General features: G+C 62.6%; 26 protein-coding genes and 2 pseudogenes. 12 read left to right on the top strand and 16 right to left on the bottom strand.

What is annotated here, in order from left to right:
* Nucleotides 1-24: 24 nt before the first annotated feature.
* Nucleotides 25-681 carry an FMN-dependent NADH-azoreductase gene (locus tag QM797_RS00375; RefSeq protein ID WP_283273154.1) on the bottom strand — a complete coding sequence of 219 codons (657 nt, stop codon included), beginning with the start codon at nucleotides 679-681 and terminating at the stop codon, nucleotides 25-27.
* Between the two features lie 231 nt (nucleotides 682-912).
* Between QM797_RS00375 and QM797_RS00380 the strand changes: the two genes are divergently transcribed.
* The 5 genes from QM797_RS00380 (at nucleotide 913) to QM797_RS00400 (ending at nucleotide 6,846) form a co-directional block, all read left to right on the top strand.
* Nucleotides 913-1,746: a mycofactocin-coupled SDR family oxidoreductase gene (locus QM797_RS00380; protein ID WP_283273155.1), complete on the top strand. Its 834-nt coding sequence runs from the start codon at nucleotides 913-915 to the stop codon at nucleotides 1,744-1,746.
* Nucleotides 1,747-1,892: 146 nt separating this feature from the next.
* Nucleotides 1,893-2,939 (top strand): LacI family DNA-binding transcriptional regulator, encoded by a 1,047-nt coding sequence (locus tag QM797_RS00385; RefSeq protein ID WP_283275217.1) that lies wholly within the window; start codon nucleotides 1,893-1,895, stop codon nucleotides 2,937-2,939.
* A 92-nt stretch (nucleotides 2,940-3,031) separates the two neighbouring features.
* Complete coding sequence (locus tag QM797_RS00390; RefSeq protein ID WP_283273156.1) at nucleotides 3,032-4,363, top strand: MFS transporter; 1,332 nt, start codon at nucleotides 3,032-3,034, stop codon at nucleotides 4,361-4,363.
* Nucleotides 4,364-4,406: 43 nt separating this feature from the next.
* On the top strand, nucleotides 4,407-5,402 hold the full coding sequence (locus tag QM797_RS00395; RefSeq protein WP_283273157.1) for an LLM class flavin-dependent oxidoreductase: 996 nt from the start codon (nucleotides 4,407-4,409) through the stop codon (nucleotides 5,400-5,402).
* Nucleotides 5,403-5,412: 10 nt separating this feature from the next.
* Nucleotides 5,413-6,846, top strand: a complete 1,434-nt coding sequence (locus QM797_RS00400) for an amidase (protein ID WP_283273158.1) — start codon at nucleotides 5,413-5,415, stop codon at nucleotides 6,844-6,846.
* Nucleotides 6,847-7,703: 857 nt separating this feature from the next.
* Here the strand turns inward: QM797_RS00400 and QM797_RS00405 are convergent.
* Together QM797_RS00405 and QM797_RS26275 are read right to left on the bottom strand one after the other, a co-directional pair.
* Nucleotides 7,704-7,880 (bottom strand): annotated as a pseudogene (locus QM797_RS00405) (RidA family protein); the annotation flags it as partial.
* A 292-nt stretch (nucleotides 7,881-8,172) separates the two neighbouring features.
* On the bottom strand, nucleotides 8,173-8,448 hold the full coding sequence (locus QM797_RS26275) for an MBL fold metallo-hydrolase (RefSeq protein ID WP_502942236.1): 276 nt from the start codon (nucleotides 8,446-8,448) through the stop codon (nucleotides 8,173-8,175).
* 209 nt (nucleotides 8,449-8,657) lie between these two features.
* Between QM797_RS26275 and QM797_RS26200 the strand changes: the two genes are divergently transcribed.
* From QM797_RS26200 to QM797_RS26210, 3 genes and pseudogenes are all read left to right on the top strand, one after another.
* Nucleotides 8,658-9,926, top strand: a complete 1,269-nt coding sequence (locus tag QM797_RS26200) for a hypothetical protein (protein ID WP_349307175.1) — start codon at nucleotides 8,658-8,660, stop codon at nucleotides 9,924-9,926.
* Nucleotides 9,927-10,062: 136 nt separating this feature from the next.
* Nucleotides 10,063-10,116 (top strand): annotated as a pseudogene (locus QM797_RS26205) (hypothetical protein); the annotation flags it as partial.
* Nucleotides 10,117-10,183: 67 nt separating this feature from the next.
* Nucleotides 10,184-10,297: a hypothetical protein gene (locus tag QM797_RS26210; RefSeq protein WP_349307188.1), complete on the top strand. Its 114-nt coding sequence runs from the start codon at nucleotides 10,184-10,186 to the stop codon at nucleotides 10,295-10,297.
* A 371-nt stretch (nucleotides 10,298-10,668) separates the two neighbouring features.
* On the opposite strand, the gene QM797_RS00415 is transcribed toward QM797_RS26210, so the two are convergent.
* The gene (locus QM797_RS00415; RefSeq protein WP_283273159.1) at nucleotides 10,669-11,424 is read right to left on the bottom strand and encodes a helix-turn-helix domain-containing protein; all 756 of its coding nucleotides are present in this window, start codon (nucleotides 11,422-11,424) and stop codon (nucleotides 10,669-10,671) included.
* Between the two features lie 204 nt (nucleotides 11,425-11,628).
* Between QM797_RS00415 and QM797_RS00420 the strand changes: the two genes are divergently transcribed.
* Nucleotides 11,629-12,000 carry a cupin domain-containing protein gene (locus QM797_RS00420; RefSeq protein ID WP_283273160.1) on the top strand — a complete coding sequence of 124 codons (372 nt, stop codon included), beginning with the start codon at nucleotides 11,629-11,631 and terminating at the stop codon, nucleotides 11,998-12,000.
* A complete protein-coding gene (cynS, locus tag QM797_RS00425; RefSeq protein ID WP_283273162.1) occupies nucleotides 11,997-12,449 on the top strand; it encodes a cyanase in 453 nt (150 codons plus the stop codon). Before QM797_RS00420 ends, cynS begins: the two co-directional genes overlap by 4 nt.
* 166 nt (nucleotides 12,450-12,615) lie before the next feature.
* On the opposite strand, the gene QM797_RS00430 is transcribed toward cynS, so the two are convergent.
* From QM797_RS00430 to QM797_RS00460, 7 genes are all read right to left on the bottom strand, one after another.
* Nucleotides 12,616-13,077: an SRPBCC family protein gene (locus QM797_RS00430; RefSeq protein WP_283273163.1), complete on the bottom strand. Its 462-nt coding sequence runs from the start codon at nucleotides 13,075-13,077 to the stop codon at nucleotides 12,616-12,618.
* A 157-nt stretch (nucleotides 13,078-13,234) separates the two neighbouring features.
* Nucleotides 13,235-14,470: an O-succinylhomoserine sulfhydrylase gene (locus QM797_RS00435; protein ID WP_283273164.1), complete on the bottom strand. Its 1,236-nt coding sequence runs from the start codon at nucleotides 14,468-14,470 to the stop codon at nucleotides 13,235-13,237.
* Complete coding sequence (locus QM797_RS00440; protein ID WP_283273165.1) at nucleotides 14,467-14,595, bottom strand: hypothetical protein; 129 nt, start codon at nucleotides 14,593-14,595, stop codon at nucleotides 14,467-14,469. Before QM797_RS00440 ends, QM797_RS00435 begins: the two co-directional genes overlap by 4 nt.
* Nucleotides 14,596-14,650: 55 nt before the next feature.
* Nucleotides 14,651-15,487 (bottom strand): thioesterase family protein, encoded by an 837-nt coding sequence (locus QM797_RS00445; RefSeq protein ID WP_283273166.1) that lies wholly within the window; start codon nucleotides 15,485-15,487, stop codon nucleotides 14,651-14,653.
* A 58-nt stretch (nucleotides 15,488-15,545) separates the two neighbouring features.
* Nucleotides 15,546-16,751 carry an acyl-CoA dehydrogenase family protein gene (locus tag QM797_RS00450; protein WP_283273167.1) on the bottom strand — a complete coding sequence of 402 codons (1,206 nt, stop codon included), beginning with the start codon at nucleotides 16,749-16,751 and terminating at the stop codon, nucleotides 15,546-15,548.
* A gap of 268 nt (nucleotides 16,752-17,019) precedes the next feature.
* Nucleotides 17,020-18,303 (bottom strand): GMC family oxidoreductase N-terminal domain-containing protein, encoded by a 1,284-nt coding sequence (locus tag QM797_RS00455; RefSeq protein WP_283273168.1) that lies wholly within the window; start codon nucleotides 18,301-18,303, stop codon nucleotides 17,020-17,022.
* Nucleotides 18,300-18,767: an OsmC family protein gene (locus QM797_RS00460; RefSeq protein ID WP_283273169.1), complete on the bottom strand. Its 468-nt coding sequence runs from the start codon at nucleotides 18,765-18,767 to the stop codon at nucleotides 18,300-18,302. Before QM797_RS00460 ends, QM797_RS00455 begins: the two co-directional genes overlap by 4 nt.
* 131 nt (nucleotides 18,768-18,898) lie before the next feature.
* Between QM797_RS00460 and QM797_RS00465 the strand changes: the two genes are divergently transcribed.
* Nucleotides 18,899-19,789, top strand: a complete 891-nt coding sequence (locus tag QM797_RS00465) for a LysR family transcriptional regulator (protein WP_283273170.1) — start codon at nucleotides 18,899-18,901, stop codon at nucleotides 19,787-19,789.
* Between the two features lie 556 nt (nucleotides 19,790-20,345).
* On the opposite strand, the gene QM797_RS00470 is transcribed toward QM797_RS00465, so the two are convergent.
* From QM797_RS00470 to QM797_RS00490, 5 genes are all read right to left on the bottom strand, one after another.
* Nucleotides 20,346-21,644, bottom strand: a complete 1,299-nt coding sequence (locus tag QM797_RS00470) for a hypothetical protein (protein WP_283273171.1) — start codon at nucleotides 21,642-21,644, stop codon at nucleotides 20,346-20,348.
* Nucleotides 21,641-22,057, bottom strand: coding sequence for a hypothetical protein (locus tag QM797_RS00475; RefSeq protein WP_283273172.1), 417 nt, complete (start codon nucleotides 22,055-22,057; stop codon nucleotides 21,641-21,643). Before QM797_RS00475 ends, QM797_RS00470 begins: the two co-directional genes overlap by 4 nt.
* Nucleotides 22,054-22,242, bottom strand: a complete 189-nt coding sequence (locus QM797_RS00480; RefSeq protein WP_283273173.1) for a hypothetical protein — start codon at nucleotides 22,240-22,242, stop codon at nucleotides 22,054-22,056. Before QM797_RS00480 ends, QM797_RS00475 begins: the two co-directional genes overlap by 4 nt.
* Nucleotides 22,239-24,158, bottom strand: coding sequence for a hypothetical protein (locus QM797_RS00485; protein ID WP_283273174.1), 1,920 nt, complete (start codon nucleotides 24,156-24,158; stop codon nucleotides 22,239-22,241). Before QM797_RS00485 ends, QM797_RS00480 begins: the two co-directional genes overlap by 4 nt.
* 255 nt (nucleotides 24,159-24,413) lie before the next feature.
* Nucleotides 24,414-24,752, bottom strand: a complete 339-nt coding sequence (locus tag QM797_RS00490) for an arginase family protein (RefSeq protein WP_349307189.1) — start codon at nucleotides 24,750-24,752, stop codon at nucleotides 24,414-24,416.
* Nucleotides 24,753-24,979: 227 nt separating this feature from the next.
* On the opposite strand from QM797_RS00490, the gene QM797_RS00495 reads away from it, so the two are divergent.
* The gene (locus QM797_RS00495; RefSeq protein WP_283273175.1) at nucleotides 24,980-25,825 is read left to right on the top strand and encodes a ferritin-like domain-containing protein; all 846 of its coding nucleotides are present in this window, start codon (nucleotides 24,980-24,982) and stop codon (nucleotides 25,823-25,825) included.
* The last annotated feature ends 45 nt before the right edge of the window (nucleotides 25,826-25,870 follow it).

Consider the following 25,870-nt stretch of genomic DNA (forward strand, 5'->3'; position numbering starts at 1 on the left):
TCGTTCGGGATCCGGGGTCGGTCGTTAGTGTGTGTCCGTGAACCAGCGGTGCGCAGTGCGGACGACATCGTCCTTGGCTCTCTGGCGCTGTGTGTCCGAGTCCTCGACGCGGTGGGACAGTTCACCCAGGGTGCGCGCGAGCGTCAAGTCTGCCGTCACCACTTCCGTACTCATTCCGAACGCTTCCGACAGGAGCGCGTACACCGGCGGGACGGCGTGATCACCATTCGGATTGGCCGTGCCGCAGCCGTATTCGTCACCGCGGCTCGACACGATCAACGCGGGCCGACCCGAGAGTGGACGGGTGATCCGGTCGTCGACAGGTGTTGTCACTCCGAGTACGTGCACGTAGTCGATCCACGCCTTCAACGTCGACGGTACCGACCAGTTGTACATGGGCACTGCCACCACCACCGCGTCGGCGGCGATCAACTCCTCGAGGAGTTCGTTCTGCAGCGCTACGACTTCAGGCTGCAATTGTGTTGTCGTATCGCGCATTTCTGGTGCCCAATGAAACGCGGGATGCGGCAGATGCGGTAGCTGGAGGGCATGGAGATCGCGGTATACCACCGCGAACGCTCCCTCACGTGCCCTCCACGACGACATAAACGCCTCGGTGAGCTCGCGTGAGACCGATGCTGCGGGATCTGCAGAAGAATCCAGAACCAGTACTGTCTTCACTTCATACCTCCAGCTCGAAAATGATTGTTCAGCAATGAAACCGATCGATCAAGAACACTTCCTGACGGTGAAATCGCCCAGGATTCGAGATCGAGTGATACGTTTCACTCAGCAAGTGAATCGTATCACTGGCACTCGGTTTTCACTCCGAGTCTCAGCAGGCGGCAGGTTCCGACACCAGTCGCCGCCCCCCCCCCCAACCCCCCCCAACCCTCGACTTCAGGAGCATTCATGGGACAGCTCGACGGAAAAGTAGCCTTCATCACCGGGCTTGCGCGCGGCCAGGGCAGGTCGCACGCGCAGACCCTCGCCCGCGAGGGGGCCGACATCATCGGCCTCGATCTCTGCAGCAAACCCTCGACCACCGCATACGACGGGTCCACCGACGATGACCTGCGCACCACCATCGGACTGATCGAGGAGGCCGGGCGTCGAGTACACGCCGAGATCGCGGACGTTCGAGACGCCCAGCGGGTGCAAGACGTGTTCGACCGCGGACTGGAAAAGTTCGGGCGGATCGACATCGTCCTACCCAACGCCGGAATTTGCTCCGGCAACAAGACATGGCTGATCGACCCCGAAGACTGGGCCGAGATGATCGACATCAATCTCAACGGTGTCTTCCACACCATCCGCGCTGCGGTTCCCACTCTGATCGAACAAGGGGATGGTGGCTGTGTCGTGTTCACCGGGTCCACCGAAGCACTCAAGGGTGCCGAGAACATTTCCTCCTACAGCGCCTCGAAGCATGGTGCGACCGGCCTGATGACCTCCCTGGCCCGAGAATTGGGGCAGTACGGGATCCGAGTCAACTCCGTCAACCCCACTTGCGTCGACACCCACATGATCAACAACGACTTCGTCTACGGCCTGTTTCGGCCGGATCTCGACAAGCCCACCCGAAGTGATGTCGAGGAGGCATTCACGGGGACACACATCCTTCCCGTGCCCTGGATCGAACCCAAGGATGTCAGCAACGCGATTCTGTATCTGGTGACCGAGCCGGGTCGGTACATCACCGCCACGGCATTGCCGATCGATGCGGGATTCATCGTCAAATCCTGAACTCCGACGTGTCTCGTTACTACTCGCCCAACGGACGTGGCGCGAGTAGTAGCGGGCCTCGGGGAGAATAGGGTAAGCGAGAGGCCGACATCTTGAAGGTGGAGGCGGCGGGCAACAGTCGAAAGCCGGGGGTCGTCATCGTCACCATGAGGGATGTGGCATCCGCCGCGGAGGTATCGCAGGCGGCGGTGTCGTACGCGTTCAGCTCATCCCCCAAAGTGTCACCGGCACAGCGAGATCGCATCCTCGACGTGGCGGCATCGCTTGGATATCGCGGCCCGCAGAGTGCAGCCAGTTCGCTTCGGCGTGGGCGAGTGGGGGTTGTCGGAGTGGTGGTCGCGGACGCACTTTCTTCGGCGCTCGACGACCCCTCCACGACGTCGCTGATGAAGGGGATTGTCGAAGTCGGTGAGCTGGCAGATGTCGCACTGACTCTGCTCTCCACCAACCGCAGCGAAACGAACAGATCATCCGGGGCGTCGGCAGCGCTTCGCGGCTTGGTCGACGGGGTCATACTTCACGACATACCGAACACCGACCCCATCGTTGCCGAGCTACTTCGACACGACATCCCGACGGTGGCAATCGACTCACCCGATATCGCAGGCATACCACTGGTGACCATCGACCATCGAGAGGCCGCACGAGAACAAATGCGTCACATCGTCGACCTTGGCCACCGACACATAGGCGTCGTCACGGACCGACTGTCTCCCCACCCGGGCACCGCACCATTTTCTCGATCTGACCTCGACAGCGCCTCCGACTCGTACATCAAGCAGCGATTGTCCGGATACTTCGACGTTGTCGGCGACACCCCAGGGGGTCACATGATCGTCGTCGAGGCCTTCGGAATAGATCGGGCCAACGGTATGGCCGCGACCGATCGGCTCCTTGCCCTGACGCGCCCCACTGCTATTGCCGCAACCTCCGACGTACACGCGGCAGCAGCGCTCGCTGCACTCCGTAATCGGCATATCGCCAGCCCAGGAGACATCTCGGTCATCGGCTTCGATGATGCACCGATCGCGGAAATGCTGGGTCTGACGACAATCCGGCAACCACTGGTCGACAAAGGTAAAACAGCCGCCAAGATGCTGCTCGACCGAATCGACGGCCAACGGAAGCGGCGAGTCACCAAGCGCACTCAATTAGTAGTTCGCTCGACCACGGGCCGCGTCAAGGAGTACTGAGCAGTAGGCGATCACGTGGTCGCTCGAACTTTCGAGACCGTTTGCACGCCGCCGGGTGTCGACGTCACCGGATCCATGCTCTGACTCTCCACTTGGCCGCGATCGACCGAGATTCAGAACAGTACTCGAGCTGTGCAGATTTCGTCAATTTGCGACACATAACGTGCATTGCTGTCCGTTGCTCGGCGCTGAAGTATTGGCGCTTTGGTGCAAAAGAAGGGGGCAACTTCCGCATGACAATGACCAGCACTCGTCCCTCTACTGCGACTCTGGGGCTGGCAGCCCTCGCGGTGGGGACTTTCGCCATCGGAACGAGCGAGTTCGTTGTGATGGGAATGCTCTCGCTGCTGTCGTCGTCGCTGAATGTAACTGTGTCTGCGGCAGGAGGAGTGATAACAGCGTATGCCCTGGGCGTCGCAGTCGGCGCGCCGTCGATGATCGTCTTGCTGAATCGAGTACCCCGACCTCGTGCACTTCTCATCCTTTTGTCGCTTTTTGTGGCTTCGCATCTCGCCGCGGCCGTCGCACCATCGTTCGAGTGGCTTCTGGTAGTCCGCTTCGTCGGCGGGTTGCCGCACGGTGCGTTTTTCGGACTTGCCGCAGTCGTCGGAACTTCGCTCGTAGATCCGTCTCGCCACGGTAGAGCGATCGCTGTGATCTTGGCCGGTCTGACCATCGCGAACGTGGTGGGGGTGCCGGCTGGTACGTGGCTGGCGCAAGTGCTGGGGTGGCGTTCGGCATTCGTTGCGATAGCAGTACTGGGTGCGATTGCGTTTGCTGCGGTTCGATTTGCGATTCCCGATGAGTTGGAGCTCGCGCGGCCATCGCTTCGCCAGGAGTTCCAGGGGTTACTCAACCGGCACAGCATGCTCACGGTTGCTACGGTCGCCATTGGGTTCGCGGGCTTGTTCACGGCGTACGCGTACATCGACCCTCTGATGGTGGAGCAAGCCGGTCTAGACAGCAAATACCTTCCTTGGGTCCTGGCCTTCGTCGGAGTCGGTTTCACACTGGGAACGTCTCTAGGCGGGTGGGCGGCAGACCGTAACGTCAAGGTGACGTTGATAGGGGGGCTTGTCGTATTCGGTTTGTTTCTAGCCCTGCTGCCGTCGGTCGCGAACAGCATAATCGGTATGGCACTTGCACTGTTTTTCGTCGGTGCGGCGGCGTTCGTTGCTGAACTTGCTATTCAGAAGCGCCTGATCGATCAAGCACCGCTTGCCCCGACCGTGGCGTCGGCAACCAGCCAATCGGCGTTCAATATCGCCAATGCACTCGGTGCTTCGGCCGGCTCCGTCGTAATTTCGTCTGGCTGGTCGATATCGATGCTGGGACCAGTGGGCGCTGCCTTTGTCCTTACAGGGGTGATCGTCGCTGCGTATTCCTTGTATATCGAACGTCAGGGAATCGCGAATAAGCATTGATCGAAATAAATTGGACATACCGACCAGATCGAAGGACACTTCAATGACGAAATCCAACAATCACGTGGGCCTGATGATACCGCGGGATCTGCCCATAGAGCTCTTCGTGGACTTCATCCACAAGGCGGAAGAAAATGGATTCGATCAACTGTGGTTAGCCGAAGACTGTTTCTACCGGGGTGGGTTTGCCCAGGCCGCAACAGTCTTGGCTAAAACCACATCCCTCACGGTCGGTATCGGAATACTTCCTGCTGCTCTGAGGAACCCCGTCGCCGTGGCACTGGAGACCTCGTTCCTGGCCGAGTTGTATCCAGGCCGAATCACCTTGGGTCTCGGCCACGGCATGCAGGGCTGGATGGAACAAGCCGGTGTGTGGCCCGAGAGTCCGCTTCAACTGCTGCGCGAGCAACTGTCCACCGTCCGGGCAATTCTCGCCAGTGACGGACCTACGGACTTCGCAGGTCGCCACGTGAAGCTGGCCGATGTCGTCCTGGAGAACCGGCTCGACTCGATTCCGATGGTCTTGGCTGGGGTCCGCGGACCGAAGTCGCTAGCCCTGTCGGGGCAGTTCGCAGACGGCACGATTCTCGCCGAGCCAGCGACCGAAGAGTATATTCAATCTGCGATCCGAGACATCGGGGCTACAACCCCACATCACATCGTGGCGTACAACGTCGCAGCTGTGGATTCCGACATCCAGACTGCACGCGAAAGAGTCCGGTGGTCGTTGAAAAACATCGCACGGCCTGAATCTCGTGCGCATATCCGACACCTGGCAATACATGATGAGATTTTGGAGCTCAAGGATCGGTGTGCGACGGAGTCCGACTTCGTGCGCGCGTTGCCGAATGAGTGGATCGATAAACTGGCAGTCGTCGGTACCGCGGAGGTGGTCGCGGCACGCATCAGCCGTTTGCACGACGCGTATGCGAACACCGTTGTTCTTGTGCCACCGTCCGGGCATCCCTATCTGGACTCTGTCGATGATCTCGGGCGTGCTCGCCGACTTGTCGCTGCAGACGGGCTAGACCACTCCTGACGGAAGACCCGTGGACGAGGAAGTAAGGGCAACAGTGGTATCGGAGATCACCGATCAGGACGCAACGGCACTTGTCGCTTTGATTCGTGCGGGGGACGTATCGCCTGTCGAGGTTGTGCGAGCACATCTCGACAGGATCGAAGCCAAGGATCCCGGTGTCAACGCAATCGTGACGCTTTCAGCTGATGCACTCGACCTGGCCAAGATCGCTGAGGACGCGGTCAGAACCGGTGAAGCAATCGGACCCCTTCACGGAGTGCCGTTTACCGTGAAGGACTCGATGGACACTGTCGGTTTGCTAACTCAGCGTGGCTCGCCGATCTTTCGCGGACGTATTCCCGACGTGGACGCCGTAGTGGTGAGCCGTATGAAGCGTGCGGGCGGAATTGTGCTTGTGAAGACGAACCTTCCGGAGTTCTCCTATGCGACAGAGACAAACAACCTTTTGTCCGGGCGCACCAACAACCCGTGGGACCTCGGCCGCACCCCCGGGGGTTCCAGTGGAGGCGAGTCGGCTGCCATCGCCGCTGGCATGTCCCCGATCGGCCTTGGTAGCGACGTTGCGATCTCGCTCCGAGGGCCCGCTGCGCACACTGGCATCGTGGCTCTCAAAGCGACACACGGACGCATTCCGATGACCGGGCTCTGGCCACGAGTGCCTCGACGATTTTGGCACGTAGGTCCCATGGCCCGCACGGTCCGTGATGTCGCTTCTGCATATCGGATTCTGGCCGGGCCAGATAGCGCTGATGGCTTTGCAGTGACCACCGCGGACCTGGGTCTCGGTGTCGGGGGTGGTGATGGCCGGCAGTCTCTGCGTGTCGGGTGGGTAGCATCGCCTGGTTTCGGTTGTATCGATCCCGACGTGCAGGCAACCGTTGAAGCGGCCGCTGTCGCCCTCGCCACTGCAGGAGCGCAGGTCCGGCATATCAACATTCCTGTGCTCGAACGTGTGGATCCGATCGAGCTGTTTTTCCGATTACAGGCGATGGAAATCAAACCGGCGTTTCATGCGGCTGCGGACGGGCACGAGTCGGACATTTACAGGTACGTACGGGGTGTGTACAACACACCTGACACAACCATGAGTGAGTTCATCAATGCTGAGCAGCAGGTCGAGAGCCTCCGCGACGGTTTCGCGGAGCTCTTTCGAGCGTGCGATCTGCTTCTCTGCCCTGTCACGCCTGTCCCTGCGCACGTCCACAATGCCAAGGAATTCGATATCCGAGGGAAGAAGGTCCCAGCCAGTCACATCATGCAGGCCACCGTCCCGTTCAACATCACGGGTTTGCCGGCTCTATCGATGCGATTCGGTACCAGTCGCGATGGATTGCCCGTCGGTGTCCAGCTAGTTGCCCCCTGGCTCTCGGAGTCAACCATCTTGCGTGCAGCGACGATATTGGAAGACCTTAGCCCAACCCGCAACATGCATCCCGTTCTCTGAGCGACAGGACCCCGGCCGGAACAAAAATGGTCGTCAGGGTGTCTCGAAACCGTCGACGAACCACCATCGGACACGAACGCCCTGACACGATATTCCGCACTCAGGGTCGGGACCCACGAGGAGCTGAAATGCCCACGCCCATATCGGCTGATCCCCGAGGTCGACTTCGCTCGGCGATGCCCATCCTGCGGCGACCGCTGCCAAGCAGAAGTCGCGCAGCGGGTGGTGACACCCGCCGACAGCATGACCAGCGTCTATGCAGCATGCATGTCGTGCCAGTGGGAGGGATATGCGGACAGGACCATTCGGTAGGGTCCGACCAATTACACGTATGAACGACAATTCACTCAGAGCAACGCGCAACTGCCAGCCTTCATCGTCTCACAACGGCGCGGCACGAAGGAGTGACCCACCCGTAACAGCAGAATCGGACCTTCCGTAGGCAATGCTGGACCGCGCGCTTCGGTGAGTTCCCAAAGGGTGGAGCAGCGCTTATACGTTCTCGGCAAGATCAGCACCTCTGGGCAATCTCGTGTGTGCTCGCCCGGCGCGCGTCGACACCGAAGCAGTAGTACGCGAATTGCAGCCCAGGCAAGACGCGGTCCGTACAACGACGGGCTGGACTGGGCCGCCCTTTCCTGTCGACCCGGCGAAGCGAAGGGGAGCCGGGGTATGGATGCGGCTGGGTTTGCCGATGACTCGCCCCATTCGTCGAGGGTGAAAGTGCGTCGAATTCCTCGGGCCGAGGTGCGTCACAGTCGAGATAATATCCACCAGGGACACTGCAGGACAACGAATCCGGGCCCAGCATCGTCAGACGCGGGGCCCGGTCCGGCACTATGGCCGAGAGCGTGGGATCAGTTCGCTGCGATAGCGTCGATTTCGATGGTGGAGTCGTTGAAGAGCGCGGCAACGCCGATCAACGTGCTTGCCGGAATATTGCGGGTGTCGATGATTTCATCACGGACTCGCCGGTACGTCTGTAGCTTCTCTTTGTCCAGTCCGGCGACGTAAATGTTCACTCGAACAAGGTCGGAGAAGGTGGCGAGCGTCCAACATTGAACGCCCCTGTGCCTGAGTGTGCTGACCGCGCGGCGGGCGAATTGACCGTTCTACGTCGGCGACCCCTGCACGTGGCGATGACTTCAGCCCAGCAGCCACCACAGTGTCGAGAGATGCATCGACTCGATCGGCGCGCCCGGCAATGAGGTGTTCGTGCGTAACGGAATTGAAATAAACGGGCCTTCGGGCCTGCAGACGCCATCGACCGCGGGCTCGTAGCGCATCGACGTTGGCCCGTTTGCAGAAACCTCAGCAATTCCAATTTCACGTCAGCGTTCGCCCTCCGAGCCCGCCGAATACTCGTATACGAGCTCGCGAAGCCGGAAACCGTCGAAGCTGTCCCCGTGACGAATGGACCAGCTCGACGTCCAGAGTGAGCAGTCGCCGCACGCTCATTGCGTAGTCACGGAGGTTGCTCCCAATCAGCCGCGCGAAGATCGCGGATGGGTCGTAAATGACACTGCCGGTCAGCAGGATTCGGTTCACCTCGTCGAGCAGGCCGATACTCCCCGCCGTGTGGCCAGGAAGGTGCGGCACCACAGTTACCGCACCTGGGGTTAGCGCGCCGCAGCACCTTCGAGCGCACGTACGATCAGGCGCGGTCGATGAATTCGGCTGCGCCGACGACGAGAACAGTTGCTGCGTGCAGCGTCAACGAGCTTCCAGTGAAGGCCTTACCGCGGCAGCAACCTATGGCCGAACCAGCGTGCCCACCGCCGCAGATGCCGGCATCGAGTTAGGTTGTCGTCATGATGTCGCGACGGGACGGTCTGTCTGCCGCTGCCGCGGCGGCGGGATCCGTCACCGGATGTTGGGCGGTGTTGGCCACGCCGCCGACCGATCTGCTGGTGGCCGAGCGCGACTCCTCCGTCTCGTCGGCTTTTCTGAACCCTGCGTGGGCGGGCGTTGTTGCGATCCTGGCGGCGCTCGCGGTGATCGGTGTTGCCGCGTGGTTCCCACGGCGAGGTGTCGTAGGCGTCACCGGCCTTCTCGGTTCCGCAGTTCTCGTATCGCCTGCCGTGGTCGATGTCTCGACCGCGCTGTCGGTGTCGGTGACCGGACTCGGTGCCGGTCTCCTGCTCGCCGCGTCGGCGCTGCTGGCGCGACAACAGCGCGGGATTTTCGTCGCGCTCGTTCTCGGCGCTGTAGCCGGCTACCGGTTCGTCGAGTGGGCAGCACAACGACCCACGGATGAATTTCGATGGTCGGTCGGCCTACCGGGAGACCCGTTCTACCCTGAACCGGTCGTGCCGGTGATCGTTCTGGTGGTGTGTGCGGTGCTGTTCGCCAGCGTGATCACGGTGACGCTCAGTGACGTCGAACAGCACGAACGGTCGTGGGGTATCGCGGCAGCGGCCTTGGCGGTGTGGGTCGCCTACTCCTTCCTCGGCGACTACACCGCGTCCGTCGGTCACTGGGCCGTCGCCGCCGGTCTCACAGTCGTCGTGATCGCCTGTGCCGCAGTTGTTTGCGGCCGCGATGGGGCGTTCGTGTGCGCCGGACTCGCTGTGGGGGCCACATCCGTCGGCTCGATGGCGTGGAATGCATGGTGGCTCGTTCCACTCGCAGCGCTCGGCCTCGCGGCAGGCGCCGTGTGCGCGTGGCGTGCGCCGTCAGTACCCGTGGGTTGCACAGTGCTGGCCGTAATATGCGCGTCCACCCTGGTGCCCTACTCGACATTCTCGACGATCACATATGCGGTGGTTCTTCCTGTTGCCATCGCCTACACGCTGCTCTCCTGCGCACCGACGAATCCCGCGGTCACCGCAGCGGGACTGCTACTTCCGACGATGCTGTGTGTGTTCAGCCTGTCCGCACCTCCCGCGCAGCCGTACACGTTCGGGTGGACATCGGCCACACCCGGCGACGAAGTGTCGGTATCCGACTTCGACCCCGGCGTGGTCGGCGCGTTCGCAGTCGCAGTCGCGGTCGCAACGTGCGCCGCCGTGCTCACCGCAGGTATCGCGGTTGTGTGTTCGAGGCGTGGCACGGCAACTGGTGGTCGCACCGCATCGTGAAGGGGGGCAAGCCCAGTACATCGAGCGACCTCTGATCGAACAGGCAACCGATACGACCATTGTCGAGATTCAGGACTGGATTCAGAGTCATCTCGCCGACGATCTCACATTGGATCGACTGGCCGAGCGGGCGCGGATGAGCCGCCGAAGCTTCATCCGACACTTCAAGATGTCGACCGGTACCAGCCCTGCCCGGTGGATTACGGACCGGAGCATTCACGAAAGCAGGACCTTGCTCGAATCCACCGATTTGGTCGATCGACGCCGTTGCGGCAGCCCGTGGCTTCGGCAGCGCCGTCACCTTTCGGCAGCGGTTCGCCTCCGCATTTGGAACGAGTCCCTCGCAATACCGACGACGGTTCGCCGGGTGACGTAGAAGGCGGTGCGACGTTCCAGACGGTCGACTCGATCACGTCGCACCGCACCATGTCAGGCCTTGCCCCAGAACGCGTCCTCCGCAGCACTGTTCGACGAAAACAGATGGACCGCAACGATTTTGCCACCGGCGACGCCGATCAGGTCGAGCCCGTCCGTGTTAATGGAACCGGATCACGAAGGGTTCGGCACCGGCGTTGGAGTACTTGCAACACGCCCGGGTACAGGGCACAGCGAGCACACGTTCTTCGCTCTCGACTCGTGCTCCCGTCGTGGGAGACCATCGGGGACCTGCCGGTGAGGTGTCGTTCGAGGCTCGTGGGATCTGGGCAATCCCATCGATTCCGGGGTGCTACTTCCCCCTGACTTATTGCCGCGCGAGGTAGGCGCTCGGCGCCGTACCGAAGCGGTCACGAAACGCGCGCCGAAAGGTGGATTCGTCACCGAACCCAGCGAGCACGCACGCGTCTTGCGTTGAAGCTCCGTCGACCAAAGACTGCGCCGCACGCTCCGCTCTGCACCGGCGGAGGTAGCGGGCCGGAGAGTCCCCATGCTCGGCGAAAAGGTTCTGCAACAGACGAATTGAGATGTTGTGCGTGTGCGCCGCCGAGGTCGGCGTGACGTGGGGGTCACATGAATGAAATGCCATGTAGTTCGAGATTCGCTTGAACAACGCGGTTCGGCCGGGGTCGGGAAGGGCGACGTCCTGGCCTGTGTATCGAACGGCGGACATCGAGACGTCGGGTCGGATGGAAGCATCGTCGATCGCGACGATCATCATCTTTACTCCGTCGAGTTCGACAGCACGCGTTGACCATTCGATGGCGAAAGTCGATCCATTTCGGCGGATGAGCCATTCCACGGCACCCTTGTCGCGAGGGCTGCCGTGATCGCAAGGACGCAGAAGCGGACACTTCGATTCGTCGTAGACCGTTCCGTCGATGTGTGAATGGTGGAACGTGCCGTGGCTGTTATGTCCCAGAACATCGTCGTCGGATCGATATCCGAGTGTCTTGAGTGCGGCAGGGTTGATCGCGTCGATGGTGCCCTGCGACCCGACGAGCCAGGTTGGTCGATCGATCGCCGCAATTACCCTGCGCACCACGCCCAGCTCTGGCAACACCCTCGGTCCTCTCTTTGGAACTGCCCGCTTTCTGGCCAATGTAGAGACTGCGTGTTACGTCAGCGGTTCCGTCTCATGCCCGCATTGTTTCGAGGTCGAGGTTCGGGCAGTTTGCGCACAGCTCCGTGCGCGTATCTCCTTCTCCGGGATCGAGATGGGTGATGGAATTGGAGGACCATGTTTTCGCCGTCGAAAGGGCCCGATATGTACAACACAGCTATGCAGAGTGCCGACCTCAATGCGGCCACGCCCGAGGTTCACGGTGCAATCAGCAAGCGCAGCGCAGAGCTCGATGGCGTAACTGTCACACAGGTGACGTTTGGCCCGGGGGCGAAATGGTCCAAGGATCTCAAGGACTACGCCGGGACCGATCTGTGTGAGCTCCCCCATGTGGCACTGGTGCTAGAAGGCACTGTGGCAGTCGAGATGACCGATGGCTCGTACGAGGAATTTTCCGAGGGGAACGTCATGCTCCTCCCTCCCGGGCACGACGCCTGGTCCGTCGGAGACAAGGCGTGCACGTTTGTCGAGTTCTCGCGTGGTAACGACTACTACGCCAGCGAGCCGGCCACGTGAACCCACCCTCGCTCCTGCCACCGCTGATCACCACCGTCCGTCTGGCCAAGAAGAAGCAGCAGTTGTCCTGGCAAGACATCGCCGACGCCTTGGGCAAACCGGCGCCGTGGACGGTATCGGCCCTTTACGGGCAACACCCACTCGACGACAGTCAAGTTTCGATTGTCTGCAATCTGTTGCAGTTGCCCGCTGAGTCCCTGAACGAGCTCACGTTGGCGCCGTATCGATGCTCGCTGAATATCGCGAACGACCCGACGGTGTATCGCTTCCACGAGGCGCTGGAGGTCTATGGTCCTGCACTCAAGGAATTGATCGCAGAGCAGTTTGGCGACGGCATCATGAGTGCTATCAACTTCACCGTCGACATCGAGCGGCGACCACACGAGGATGGAGATCGTATCGTCGTGACGTTCGACGGTAAGTTCCTCGATTACCGCTGGACCGTCTAGCTTTCGACTCGATGGGCGGGCGCACGGAAGCACCGTGCGCCCGTCTTGATCGGTAGGGCGCAGGACACAAGATGGGTGGTTCCCCGCGCCGATCTGACGCCGTCCTTTTGAGAAGAAAGCAGTTGGTCCCGGCCGAGACGTGTAGGGAGCGAACCGCTTCCAAAACTCAGCCGCGTTCGGCGGCAGCCTTGATTTTGGCCAACGTCTCTTTCATGCCTGCTTCGAGTTCGAGCTCGAAGTTGTCGTTACCGCCGAACGCCTTGTCCACCAGGAATGCCGAAAGGCCGGTGGTCTCACCGTCCGTGGCCACGCGGCGTTCGGTCAGCGTCACGCCGTCAGTGGACGGGGTGATCTCGAACCCCCACACCGTGTGATTCTCTGTGATCCGATAGGCGATCTCGCGATTGGGCTCGAAGGTTACGACTTTGCCGGTGGTGGGCCACACCAGCAGTCCGCGCTTGTTGATGTTGATCATCTTCGAGCCTGCGCGGACTGCTCCGCCGCGGATGATGACTTTGCGACACTGCGGGCTCCATTCGCCCATGCGGGTGAGGTCGGAGATGATCGACCACACCTCGTCGGGTCTCGCGTTGATGTCGGTGGATGCTTCGATCAGTGGTGTTGCCATTGCAAATCTCCTCGGGTGGGTGCGGTGTTGTGGTGGTTGAGAGCCGGCGACGTGCTCGCCCTGGACGGTTGCAGCATGGGTCGGGTCAGCGTGTCGCGGTCGCCCGATCGATTGGGACAGGAGTGGCACGCTGAATGTCTTGGTGCGCGTCGTTCACTCAGGTCGGTCGCAGACCTATTGTCGACGATCTGCCTAAGGCGCCCGCGATGTCGTCGAGTAGATCCTCGACGTCTTCGAGCCCCACGGAGATGCGCACCACGCCGTCTGTAATTCCCACTGCCGCTCGCCTTTCCGGGCCCAGGCTGCGGTGGGTGGTGGTAGCGGGATGCGTCGTCATCGACTTGGCGTCGCCGAGGTTGTTCGAGATGTCGATGATGCGCAGATTGTCGAGGAACTCGAACGCGCGTGCCTTGCCGCCCTCGACTTCGAACGTGACGACGGTGCCGCCGCCGCTCATCTGCGAGACCGCGAGGTCGTGCTGCGGATGTGACTGTAGATACGGGTATTTGACCCACTGCACACCGGACTGCGCCTCGAGAAACTCTGCCACTGCCAGTGCCGAGTCGTTCATGTGCCGCACGCGTAGCGGCATGGTCTCGAGGCCCTTGAGCAGGGTCCATGCGTTGAAGGGGCTGAGTGTAGGACCGGTGTGGCGCATCAGCGTTTGCACCGGGCCGTCGATGAACTCCTTGGACCCAAGGATCGCTCCCCCGAGTACACGACCTTGTCCATCCATATGTTTGGTTCCCGAGTACACCACGACGTCGGCACCGAGGTCGAAGCTGCGCTGCAGAACGGACGTCGCGAAGACATTGTCCATCAACACCTTTGAACCTGCGGCGTGCGCCAGCTCGGTCACACTCCGCACGTCGACGATGGACTGCATCGGGTTCGACGGTGTTTCGAAGAACGCGGCGGTAGTGGGCACGGACAGTGCCTGCTCCCATTGGTCGAGGTCGTGGCCGTCTACGAAGACGGTTTCGATTCCCCAGCGCGGCAGGATCTCGTTGCACACGACGAAGCACGATCCGAACAGGCTGCGCGACGCGACGAGTCGATCGCCGGACTTCAGCAACGCACCGAGCGCGGTGAAGACCGCGGACATCCCGCTGGACGTGGAGAAGGCGGCTTCTGCCCCATCGAGTAACCGCAGTCGTTCCTCGAACATTGCCACCGTGGGGTTGCCGAAGCGGGAGTACACGAAGTAGTCGATGTCGCCGGCGAACGCCTGCTCCGCGATCTCGGCGCTCTCGTAGACGAAACCCGAAGTGAGATACAGGGCCTCAGCGTTCTCCTCGAAAGCCGACCGGTTCACACCACCGCGGACAGCACGTGTGGACTGGCCGACCCCGGCGGGCAGGGGTTTGGAGAAACCGCCGCCAGTGGGATTCATTCGAGCCGCCAGGGAGATTCGGCGGAGCGAGAGCGGGAAACAACCGGATCCTCGTCGATGATCGACCAGACCTCCTCGGGCCTCGCTCTGATGTCGGTGGATGTTTCGGTCGGTGGTGGTGCCATTGCAGATCTCCTCGGATGGGGTGCGGTGTTTGCGGTGGGTTCGCGGTGCCGCCGCTCAGACGGTCAGTCGGGTGAGCAATACCGTTTGGCTCGACCGTCCCACCGACCCGGCCTCGTCGAAGAGGTCTGCGGCGGTGTAGCCGAACCCGCGCTTGCCGCGGACGAGTTGGGCGTCGACGCCGAACCAGTGGCCGGTCGGCGCACGGTGCAGGTGGATGGTGGTGTCGGTGTTCATCCATGTCCACTGGCGGGGCGAGAGGGTGCTGCCGAGTCCGTTGGCGATGTCGACCACGCAGGCGAATCGGGACAGCGGTGACGCGGTCTCACCCTCGACGAGATCGATTCGCGAGCGAAGCCACGTCAGGTTCGGCTGCGAAGATGCCGCGTCGGCACGGTGAAAACCGACCGAGGCGATGAATCCGGTTGTCGCCCAACCCATTGCGATCCAGTCCGGTAGTGCCCCACCGGCCATGTCGTCGGTGGGGACTTCGAACACCTCGGACGGTGTGACGAGCTCAGCGGTGTCCGTCGACGCGAGCAACCAGGCGGTCGCCCGTGCTGCGGTGCGGAATCGGCCGTCCGGCCCGAGTACGTCGAGCTCGGCCTGTATCTGCGAGATCTGCCGCCCGGGACGGATCACAATCGCGCGGGTCCGGTTCTGCGATAATCCGATCGCGCCGAGAATGTCGACGGTCACCCGAGAGATCGACATCCCTGGGGCCTGCGCCAGTCCCTCCAGGGCGCGGACGAGGAGCGCCGACGGGGGACCGCCGTGTTGCATGGTGTCGGTCCACACGCTCATCGTCGAATGGGTCGGGGTGAAGTGCTCGTATCCGTCGGTGACACCGAGCGGCAGGTAGTACGCCGCGTCGGAGGGCTCGGTCGAGCTCACGAGACGGGGTGATTCGCGGCGGGCAGGTTGATAGGAGCGTCCGAGCGATGTGAGCTGCTCATATCAGGCCGGAGGCCGATAGAGGGTTCCACTCGGACGTGCGCATGAGCTCATGCATCTGGCGCCGGCGGACACCGCTGTTACTACCTTCGATCACCGGGTATGCGAGTGCGTCTTCGAGGTAGCCCATGAGTGGCATCTGCGGGTTGTAGGACTCCACGCCGACTATCTTGATCAGATCGGTGATGACGTCCACCGCGGTCTCGGACCCGAAGATCTTTGCGTGCAGGGCCAGCTCCAACGCCGATGGATGTCGTGAGGCCGCGGCGTCGAGTGCTCGCCACGCGAGGAGACGGGTGGCTTCGATTTTGCCCTTGCAGTCGGTGAGTACGTCGGCGACGGCCTGGTGGTCGATGATCGGAACCGCCCCGCCCCGCTTCTCGCGGACGGCGAAGGCGTACGCGGCGGCAAACGCTTGGCGCATTGCTGCGACGGAGAAGGACGCGATGGATGCGCCGCTGGCGAGGAATGCATTGCGTGTCAGATCCGCGCCCTGCCCTTGTTCGCCGATCAGATTTCCCAGCGGAACGCGGACGTTGTCGAATTTCACTCGCGAGGTCAGGCATCCTTTCAACCCAGGAAGGTCGAGGTGTTCGAGGACGCTGAACCCGGTCGACAGGTGTTCGCGTTCGACGACGATGATCGATAGCCCTGTGATGTCCGGGCCGGCATCGTCCCAGCCGCCGAGGTGGGATGCCCACATCTTCTCGCCGTTCAGTACCCAGTGGTCGCCGTCGATCACGGCGGTGGTTCGTGTTCCCTCGGCTGTTGTCGCGGCGTCGAAATTCGCGCTACCACCGGGTTCGCTGTATGCCATTGCCGCAACCGGGCTTCCGGTATCGGCGAGGAACGGGGCAACGAACCGCTTGATCTGTTCCGGCGTGCCTGCCTCGATTACTGGGGCCAAGGCAAGCGTCGGACCTGCGAGACTGATGGTGAAGTCGGGGCTTGCGCAGGCGAATTCTTCGATGAAGATCGCTGTGTCGACACCATTGGTGGCCGAACCACCGAACGGCGCAGGAATGAGACCTTTCAGAAAGCCGGCTGCGACCGCCTTCTCGAATACCGGTCGCGCCAGCAATGCTCGCTCGAACGGGTCGGTGGCCTTCTTCACCGACTCTGCCAGCGGGTACAGGTGGTCGTCGGCGAACTGCCTGGCCGTGTCGCGCAGTTTCTGTTGTTCTGGGGACAACTCGAAAAACATGGTGGGGTTCCCTTGTTCGGGCCGGTTCGGCAGGTGCATGCGAGATCACTTACACATGGTTGTGCTTTGTATCGCCGGGGGATGGTGGGCAGACACCGGCCACGGCTCTTGTGCGAAGCCCCTCAGTACGAAGCCCTTCAGTGGGGATCCAGTGGGACGCCTCACCCCTCCAGCCTCGCGAGAATCGGCGTTCGACACGCGACGGAGTTGGCTCGCGCAAGGGCGAGGCGCGAGAGGCTGCTCCATCGACCGTCGCTGGTACCACCGGTCAGTGTCCGCCGGAAAGGTGCCTTGCCAGTCGCCTGCCCAACGCCATGCAGGTGATCGTGGGTGGCAGTCCCCATGGCTCGGGTATCACCGAAGCATCGCAGGCATACAGACCATCGATCGAGGTCTCGAGATTTGCGTTCACGGATTCGCCGAGCCTGACTGAGCCTCCCGGGTGTGCGGCGGAGATGCCTCCCCGGAAGGTCTCGGTGGCCCCGGCTTCACGAAGGATTCCCTCTGCGATTCCGCATCCGATTTCGAGTCGTTCCACGTCAGCTGCGGTGAGCTTTTTGGTGATGTCGTGTGCGCCGATCGACCCCTCGAGATCGTCCCTGATCTTCACCATGATCTGGAGAGTCGATTCGGGTGGATATCGTGATGGGTCAACTCCTGCGCCGGCAGCGAGCATCGCGAGGTTCTCGGGCGGAGTGCACAGATCCGTCAGCATGAACCCCTCATCGTCGAAGTGGGTTCCTGCCGACATGGGAATGTCAGGCGGGGCTGCTAAGCCCGGCACGACGCCGGAGACGATCACCAATGGGTCGTGGAAGAACGCCTCGCCTGCGCCGCGTACGCCACTGGCCTGAAGGATTCTTGCGGTCCCGATACCGCCGGCCGAGACGACGACGGTATCGGCATGCGCGACTTCTGTGCCGGAGCCCGCGTCGTAGACGACGCCTGTCGCGCGTCCATCTCGGTACTCGACCGCCGATACGAACGCCCCCGTTCTCAGCTCTGCTCCCAGGGCGACGGCCTCGTCGACCCACATCCGGGCGTTCCACTTCGCTTCATACGATGGTGCCGAGTAAAAGCCCATCGGCACGCTGGACTCGCAGCGGTCCTGGTAGATGAGCTTTTCCAGGGGACGCCAGTCGAGTCCGAGCCCCCGCGCGGCGGTCTGGATCTGCGTTGCTTTCGGGCCGATGAGGTCCGCTTGAAGCTCAGCCACTGGGAGCTCTCGGCGAACCGCTGCGACGTCCGATCGCAGATCGACCCCGTACCGATCGAAGAGGTCGAACGGAGGATTGGTCGCAGTTCCGTAGTAGTAGATCGAGCTACCGCCCACTGTCACGCCACGGAGGAGCATCACACCATCGACCGCGAACGCGCCTCGGCCCGGAGACATCAGCTGCTCCATCGTCTGCTCGAGCGTCCCTGTCACGGGCGCGTGATCTCCCCATTCGAGGATCAGTACCCGCTGACCGGCGGATGCGAGGTCTCGAGCGACGGTGGCGCCGGCGGGGCCCGTGCCGACAACGATGGCATCGAACTGCGTGGCACTCACTGCTGAGCCCCCACGCTCGAAGAAGCGATCACCCATTCTTCGGTGACTTCACTGCCCGCGGCTCGAAACAGTTTGCCGACTGGACAGAATTTGTTGACCAGCTTCTTGAGCTCGTCGATCTGCGCGGCGTCAGCATCGCTGAGTGCGCTGTAACGCAGATGCACCGACCGGAACGGCATCTCGACTTCCTCCTGGAGGTTCATTCCTCGGGGGTCGAGTTGTGCGACCACGTTCACTTCGACGAGGTCCACCGTGATCCCCAGCGCGTGCTTGGCGACGGCCTTCATCGTGATGCCCGAACAACCGGCGAGCGCCCCCAAGCTGGCCTCGACGGGATTCACACCGAGGTTTCCCCCTCCCACCGACGTGGGCTCATCAAGGAGATAGGAGTGCTCCCCTGTGGACACGGTCATGGCCAGAGGACCCGCAGTTGCGGCTCCGATGGTGACTTTCGCTGTGGGCATCACAAACTCCTCGTCGATTGACCGGCTGCGCTGCGTATTAGCGGCCGAGATCAACTGCCAGTGTGCGATACATCGGTGATCACCGGAAGTAAGCAGATGCGGCATACGTGATCGATATATACGATCACTAGATGGAGATCAGGCAGATCGAGGCGGTACTCGCCATCGCGGAAAACGGCAGCTTCCGAAAGGCCGCGCGCCAGCTCTATCTCGGACAGCCGACACTGTCGCACCACGTGCGCAGTCTCGAGGTCGAACTCGGCGTGGCACTCTTCGAGCGGTCTGCAACGGGCACCACCCTCACTCGTGCCGGCCAGCAACTGACACCGAGGTTCACGCGAATGCTCGCCACGATCGAACAACTCGGCCAGGACGCCGCGGAACTTGCGGCCGGTGGAGCCGGACGCGTACGAGTCGCTGCCGTGAGCGCGGCAATCGCACCCGCAGTGATCCCTGCGCTTCAACAGCTGCAGTCGACTCACCCACGACTGGGAATCACCCTCACCGAGCTCCTGCCGTCTGCGATCGAGGAAGCCGTACGCAGCGGTGTCGCCGACATCGGCGTCGTCGCCCGATCCGGCACCGCCACTCCTGTCGAGGAACACGAGGTGCTACAGACGGGCACGATCGGGCTCATCGTCTCGAGCGGCAGCACACTCGCCGCCGTCAGGTCGATCACACGGGATCAGCTCGTCGACGAGCAAGTGATCCTCCTTCCGCATGGCCACCTTCTCCGGAAGCTCGCAGACGGATACTTCTCGGACGGCATGCTGCGTAACGCCTATGAGGTGAGCCACCATTCGACCGTGGAGCACCTCGTCAGTGCCGGGCTCGGAATTGCTCTGGGTCCTTACCGAACACCGCGGCGTAACGATCCGACCGTCTACAGGCCAATTGCCGATGCCCAACTCGACTGGACCCTACTCATGACCACGCACCACACACCGAGCGCAGTTGCAGCAGTCGTTGCTTCAGCGATAAGCCAAAGCTTTCGGGATCTGACCGCTGCAGCGCAGGGTTGAGCCAAGCGTCAGGGCGACTGACCGGATACCGAACGTAGCCCCGTTGCAACGCTTCACACGTGGCGACTCGGTCAACCGGACCGGCATGGCGTCGCCGTCCGTCTGCTCGCTGACGTCGCCGCCCTCATCGATCTCGTGGACCGTCGCACCCGGGAGTGCCAGAGAATCGGTGACTGTGTTGGGAGCGATTCAGTCGTTCGCTCACTTCAGACGTCCACCGAACGCCTTGTCTCGTCCGCGGGACCGCATTCATTTGCCCCACCGTGGAGCAATTCCATGGCTGCAGCTTCCGCACTTGCGGATCTCACGGTGGCGCTCACGAGCTGGAGGCCCGACAGTGCGAGGTCAGCCCGGGCTGTCCTCCTGTCGGCCCAGGCTCCGAGCATACGGCGCTCCGGCCGAATCATTTCGCGCACAACAGAACCGCACACGGCGAGACTTGAACGGCCGACGTTGCAAGAACCCAAGCAGGGCAGGTTCAACCGATGCGTCCCCACTACGCGTGCACGGCCGCATCGCCAGTCGCCGCACCGTCCCCTGAAAATCGGGGCCGGTTTCAGGCACCGAACAAGAGATACAGCCCGAGGAATGTGTACAGCACCATGACAATCATCAGCGCCAATTCCCCCAACAGCGCATGCCGCTTCGGAATCAGCCGCAGTGCTGCGTCGTGGGCCAGCGTCACACCGACGACATGCCCGATTACCACGCTCAAGACGGTGATAGTCGCGACGACGGAGGGGTGGGACGACAGCGCGTAATTCACCGAGGCGTCCGCGACGCCGAGTGGGTTCCACCCACGATCGAACGGATCGAACAACGTGAAGATACTTTGCTGACCCTTCTCCACCAGATATGTCAGGTAATGGGCGAAGAAGTAGCCGACGACGACGGGGATCAGCGAATGCGCGAGAAGGCCCGGCAACTGTGCGCGTCGAGCCTTGCTCACCCCACCGGTTGCGCGAGCTGCGAGCTGGAAGAACCCACCCACGACAGCGACGCACATCAGGATCCCGAGCGTTCGTGCCACGACCGGATCACCGGCATCGCGCACGAAGTTCTTCCACGTCGGCGTCTGCGCCAACGAGTCGAAGGCCGTCGAGCCCAACAGCATCGCCAGGACCGTAACGGTTCCTCGCTGGACGGGCAGTGTCGCGGCACCGTCGAGCGGGTTGCGCACCACCACCCGACGCGTCTCGGGATCGCGTGCAAACACCGACAGGCGCGCGACGGTGTCGCTGAAAATCTCGAACGGGTCGGCCCGTGCGAACCATTCCTCACCGAACACCACCGCGCCGACCAGCATAACCACGACGTACAGCAGGCACCACACCTGCACGGCAGCGACGGAACCCGGGTCGCTCGCCGCCAGTTCCAGCCACACGAAAGCGAACAATCCTAGAACTGCGGGAAGCACACCCACGCCCTGCGGCAGCGGCCGGTGAGCACGGACCGGAAGCATCCGATACACAGCCCGGACCGGGGACACGATGCGCCAGACGGGTCCGAAAATCAGCGACGCAGGAACCAGACCCACCCACACAAGGACGTAGAACACCCCGAGCAGCGCGTTCGACGAATCCTGCGGTCCGATCACGGACGCGATGCCCACCCACACCGACAAGGCCACCGACACCGCGCCGACGGCCCCGCGGAATACCGGCGCATCGACGACGCGCTCCAGCGGTGTCGTCGTCCCGTACCGCCGGGGGTTCAGTCGCGGTGTTTTCCACGCCAACAACAGGATTGCGAACGATGCTGCCAGCGCCCACGCGCCACCGATGAGCGCATAGGTGACCGGAATGGGGAGATCGGACGAGCCGCCGAGGCCGTGCGCGAAAAGCGTCTCGCTCACGGACGAACGAGAACCGTGGCGACGGTGACCTCGGCCTCGTGCAACTCGACGTCGACAGAACCGGGTACGTCGACCGTGAAGCGGAACTCCTGGCCGTCACCCACCGCGACCGGGAAGCTGTGCTCGGGAACGGAATGCACGTGGATCTCGTCGACGGCATCGCTGTTCACCGTCACCACGATCTCCTGACCGACCTTCCCCTCGGCGCGCTGATCGACCGGCGTCACCCCACCGCCGGCGATCGTGACGTCGAGAGTTGTCGGGACGATCCGCGGTAGGCCTGACGCTGACGCCGAGGAGATCGGCGCTGACGAGACCTGCTGGACCGCCCTCTCCGTCTCGGTCACCGGTTCCGACTGCGAGCACCCCGCCAATGCCACGGCCGCCAACCAGACGACCACTACGCGCTTCACGCCGTGTCCTCCCTCTCGTTCGCATCCTTCAGTTCGTTCTCGGCGTTCTCGGCCCGCTCGGCCCGCCGGTCGCGGACAACGATGACGATCACCACGAGGGCGATCACAAACGCGGGGATGACGGCTGGAAGTGCCAGCACGACGGAGTGATCCGCCAGATAGATCACATTCGGGGCCGGTGTCATACGCGACTGCGCTCCTTGCTGCCCTTCGTCGCGGTGTTGCCCGGGGTGGCGAGGCTGACGCGCGCGGCACCCCAGGACAGTGACCAGATCAACGCGAGCGAGCAGGCCAGCACGACGAGGCATGCGACCGTGAAGAGCCATGCGGGGTGATCGAAGCTGCGCTCACGCTGGAGCAACTTGGTCTCGTACTGCAGCTCGCGTGTGAACTGCGACGTGGCCGGCACCTCCTCGGCTCCGATGCCCTGGTCGGCAGCCATGAAGACGGGTGCGCCTGCCATGGTGCGGCCGTCCTGCACGCGCAGGAACGTCTTCCATGTTCCGTCGACGGGCACCGAGCGCGTCGAACGGTACTCGCCGGGACCGGTCCGCTCAAGGTTGTCGACCACCAATCCGTGCAGCGAATCGCCTGCTCCCTGCCACGCCAGGATGGACACCCATTCGGGGTCGTCGGAGACCAGATCACTCGGGTCGATGCGCACGGTCGCGGTAACCATGCGGAAACCGTCGACGCGCGGTGCGTCGGCGAGCGAGACCGAAGCGGACGCTCCCTGCGGGACGTCGATCATCAGGCCGTTGGCGACGCTGCCGCCGAGCACCAGCACCATGGCCACGACGATGGAGCGTCGGACAGCCTGGCGCGGAATGCCGTCGCCGCTCAGTGCCTGAGCGAAAAGGCCGGCCGTCAGGCCGACGACGAGCCCGGCAGGGATAGTGGTGGTCAGGGCCTCCACCCACATGCTGCGCGGCCACGGGTACAGGAACACTGCGTCGACCCACAGTGACTCGAGGTAGAGGCCCACGGTGCCCACCGCAATGCCGGCGACTGCGCCGAACAGGATGCGGTGCTTGACCAGTCCGGTCAGCCCCAAGACCTCCACCACGACGGCCATGCCGAGGTAGAGAGCGAACACACTGTGCGGCTCGCCGAGGACGGGTCCGACGAGAAGTGCCGTGATCTCGCGGATGACAGCGGCGAACGCGACGGCGAAGATCGCGGAGCCGCGGCCGACCATCAGCCGGGCGGCGACGAGGGCGAACGCACCGGCGGCGGTCATCAGGAGCGGCTGGAACACCAAGCGGAACTGCTCGACGCCGAAGTCGTACTCGATCTGGAACACCGACAGACCGATGACCAGGCCACCGAACGCGGAGCTGCGCAGGAACCACGTGACGATCGACCGCTTGCGGGAGTCGACCGCCTGCGCGGGGTCCGGGCGGGTGCCGCCGTCGGGCTCGCCCGCGGTTTCCGCTGTGGTGACGGCGGACGCAGACATAGACACGCGACCCTCGTGCTCGAGCAGCAGAACACCGACGAGCGAGAGTCCCGCGCCGCCGATGAGCATCAGGTGGGTCGGTCCCCACAGTGTGACGTCCTGGCCGAACATGCGGTGCCAGATGTCGTCCAGTGGGAATCCGATGAGCGCGTACAGGCCGGCACCGGCGATGAGGAGTCCGCCGGTGGGGGCGTACCAGGTTCGGGTGATCTTGACCGCTGCTGGACCCGGCTTCTCGTCGCGCGGCAGGATGATGGCCAGCGCGCCGGTGATGAACAGGAAGAACAGTCCGACCAGGATGAAGTAGTGCGCCGGGTTGGCCAGCGGGCCCTCGTCGCGACCCCGCCCGATGTGCAGGCTGACATCCCAGATGAAGCCGAAGAACGCGGTGAGAATCGTCGAAATGAACAGGACGAGCGGTAGGGCGACCCAGCCGGGACGGTGTAGCTTCTCGCCCGCAAAATCCGCGAGCCGCTGCAGCCAGGTGATGCGTCTGGTCCGATGCATCACAGCGAGATACAGAAGGAAGAGGGAAATGACGCCTGCTGCCGCGGTCATGCCGAAGACCTGATCGAGCGCAGCGCCGCCACCGGCTTGCGCCTGAACGATCATGTGACCCGAAGTTACACCTACAGTGCTCATCGTTGGGATTATGTCCCTAAATGGACGTGAATACCAGAAAACATACAAACAGCAGTTCGTGGACAGGGTGGGGCGGATGCCTCAGTACAACCATGCGTGCGTCGGTCTTTACCTCATCGTTTCGGGTGGGCGGTGTGCATTCGGCCGCCGACGGGTCCGATCCGTTCGATGAGCAAGAACTCGGTGGCGTGGCGCGCAAGATCATCGACTGTCCGGGATGCGCAGCACCACCGCCCGATGGGCGGTGGCTCCTCATCAGCGGGTGGGAACGCGGGGCACGTTGGCCGCCGCCGCATCCACCGCCGCCTTCTGGTGCGGGAGCAATCCATGGCCGAGATCGATCCCGTTGTAGAGCTGGAAAGGATCCATGACGTCTGTGGGGATCTCGGACAGTTCCTCGAGGACTGCGAGACCGTAGAACGGCACGGTCCACCGCGAGTACCCACCTTCGTGCAGGAAGACGATCTTTCCTCCGCACAATTCATCGGCCAGCGCCATGAGCTTGCGCGTCAATCGCCGGTAATCCGCCGATGTCAACATCATTCGTCCCATTGGATCCATGTGGCCCGCGTCGCACAGGGCCTCTACCAGCAGTTATGGGCAATTTCTGGGGAAAAGTACACATAGTCGTTCGAGGGGCTACTGTTGCCTGGTCCGCGGGGGCGTCGGCATCATGCACTTCACCCGGACGAGAGGCACAGTCGCATATGTTCGACAAGAAATTCATCACCAAGGCCATCAGTAGCAGCTCAGAAAACGGTCTCGATCGCAGACGTTTCATGAGGGCAGCCGGTCTCACCGGTTTAGGCGCAGGGGCGGCAATGACTGTGGGCTCAGGCGTCGCATCTGCCTTCCCCTTCGGCTCCTCGGATGGCCCGCTGATCCCCGGAATGCCCGGCCAAGGCCCCTCCGATGCAGCGATCCTGAACTTCGCGCTCAACCTCGAGTACCTGGAAGCGGAGTTCTATCAACGGGCGGTGACCGGAAAGGGTCTACCGGACACTCTCGTGGGCGGCACCGGAACTCCCGGGCCCGTCACCGGAGGTCGGCAGGTGACGTTCGACAGTAAGTTGATCAAGGCGTATGCCGAGGAAATCGCGTTCGACGAACTCAATCACGTGGCGTTCCTGCGCGGAGCACTCGGAAACGCGGCAGTGGCGCGGCCGGCGATCGACCTCGACGCCAGCTTCAACGCGGCAGCCAAGGCAGCAGGACTGATCGGTGAGGGCGAGACCTTCGACGTCTACGCGAACGAGCAGAATTTCTTACTCGGCGCGTTCATCTTCGAGGACGTCGGCGTCACCGCGTACAAGGGCGCGGCACCGTTGGTGTCGAACAAGACGTATCTCGAAGCCGCCGCAGGCATTCTGGCAGCCGAGGCGTACCACGCGGGCATCATCCGTACGAGTTTGTTCTCTCTGGGCCTCGAGGCCCCCGCAAACGCCATCTCCGACGCAAGAGACAGCCTCGATGGGCCGGACGATCTGGATCAGGGAATCACTCTCAACGGTGCAGCCAATCTGGTTCCGTTGGACGCCAACGGAATCGCGTATTCACGCTCACCCGGCCAGGTGCTCAATATCGTGTACCTGAACCCGGCTCCGGTCACGTCCGGTGGATTCTTCCCCGCAGGCGTCAACGGCGAGCTCAACACCAGCGGCGGATAGCCGGAGGTTTCGCTTGGGTGGTGTCGCATGGCTCGACACCACCTG

Source organism: Rhodococcus sp. IEGM 1381 (assembly GCF_030056795.1).
Taxonomy (GTDB): Bacteria; Actinomycetota; Actinomycetes; order Mycobacteriales; family Mycobacteriaceae; genus Rhodococcoides.

Coding starts and splice junctions, on each gene's coding strand:
- QM797_RS00465 (WP_283273170.1), top strand. CDS start 18,899: ATGGAGATCAGGCAGATCGAGGCGGTACTCGCCATCGCGGAAAACGGC.
- QM797_RS00385 (WP_283275217.1), top strand. CDS start 1,893: ATGAGGGATGTGGCATCCGCCGCGGAGGTATCGCAGGCGGCGGTGTCG.
- QM797_RS00460 (WP_283273169.1), bottom strand. CDS start 18,767: ATGCCCACAGCGAAAGTCACCATCGGAGCCGCAACTGCGGGTCCTCTG.
- QM797_RS00495 (WP_283273175.1), top strand. CDS start 24,980: ATGACTGTGGGCTCAGGCGTCGCATCTGCCTTCCCCTTCGGCTCCTCG.
- QM797_RS00440 (WP_283273165.1), bottom strand. CDS start 14,595: ATGGCACCACCACCGACCGAAACATCCACCGACATCAGAGCGAGGCCC.
- QM797_RS00450 (WP_283273167.1), bottom strand. CDS start 16,751: ATGTTTTTCGAGTTGTCCCCAGAACAACAGAAACTGCGCGACACGGCC.
- QM797_RS00420 (WP_283273160.1), top strand. CDS start 11,629: ATGTACAACACAGCTATGCAGAGTGCCGACCTCAATGCGGCCACGCCC.
- QM797_RS00395 (WP_283273157.1), top strand. CDS start 4,407: ATGACGAAATCCAACAATCACGTGGGCCTGATGATACCGCGGGATCTG.
- QM797_RS00485 (WP_283273174.1), bottom strand. CDS start 24,158: ATGAGCACTGTAGGTGTAACTTCGGGTCACATGATCGTTCAGGCGCAA.
- QM797_RS00435 (WP_283273164.1), bottom strand. CDS start 14,470: ATGAATCCCACTGGCGGCGGTTTCTCCAAACCCCTGCCCGCCGGGGTC.
- QM797_RS00480 (WP_283273173.1), bottom strand. CDS start 22,242: ATGACACCGGCCCCGAATGTGATCTATCTGGCGGATCACTCCGTCGTG.
- QM797_RS00430 (WP_283273163.1), bottom strand. CDS start 13,077: ATGGCAACACCACTGATCGAAGCATCCACCGACATCAACGCGAGACCC.
- QM797_RS26200 (WP_349307175.1), top strand. CDS start 8,658: ATGATGTCGCGACGGGACGGTCTGTCTGCCGCTGCCGCGGCGGCGGGA.
- QM797_RS00380 (WP_283273155.1), top strand. CDS start 913: ATGGGACAGCTCGACGGAAAAGTAGCCTTCATCACCGGGCTTGCGCGC.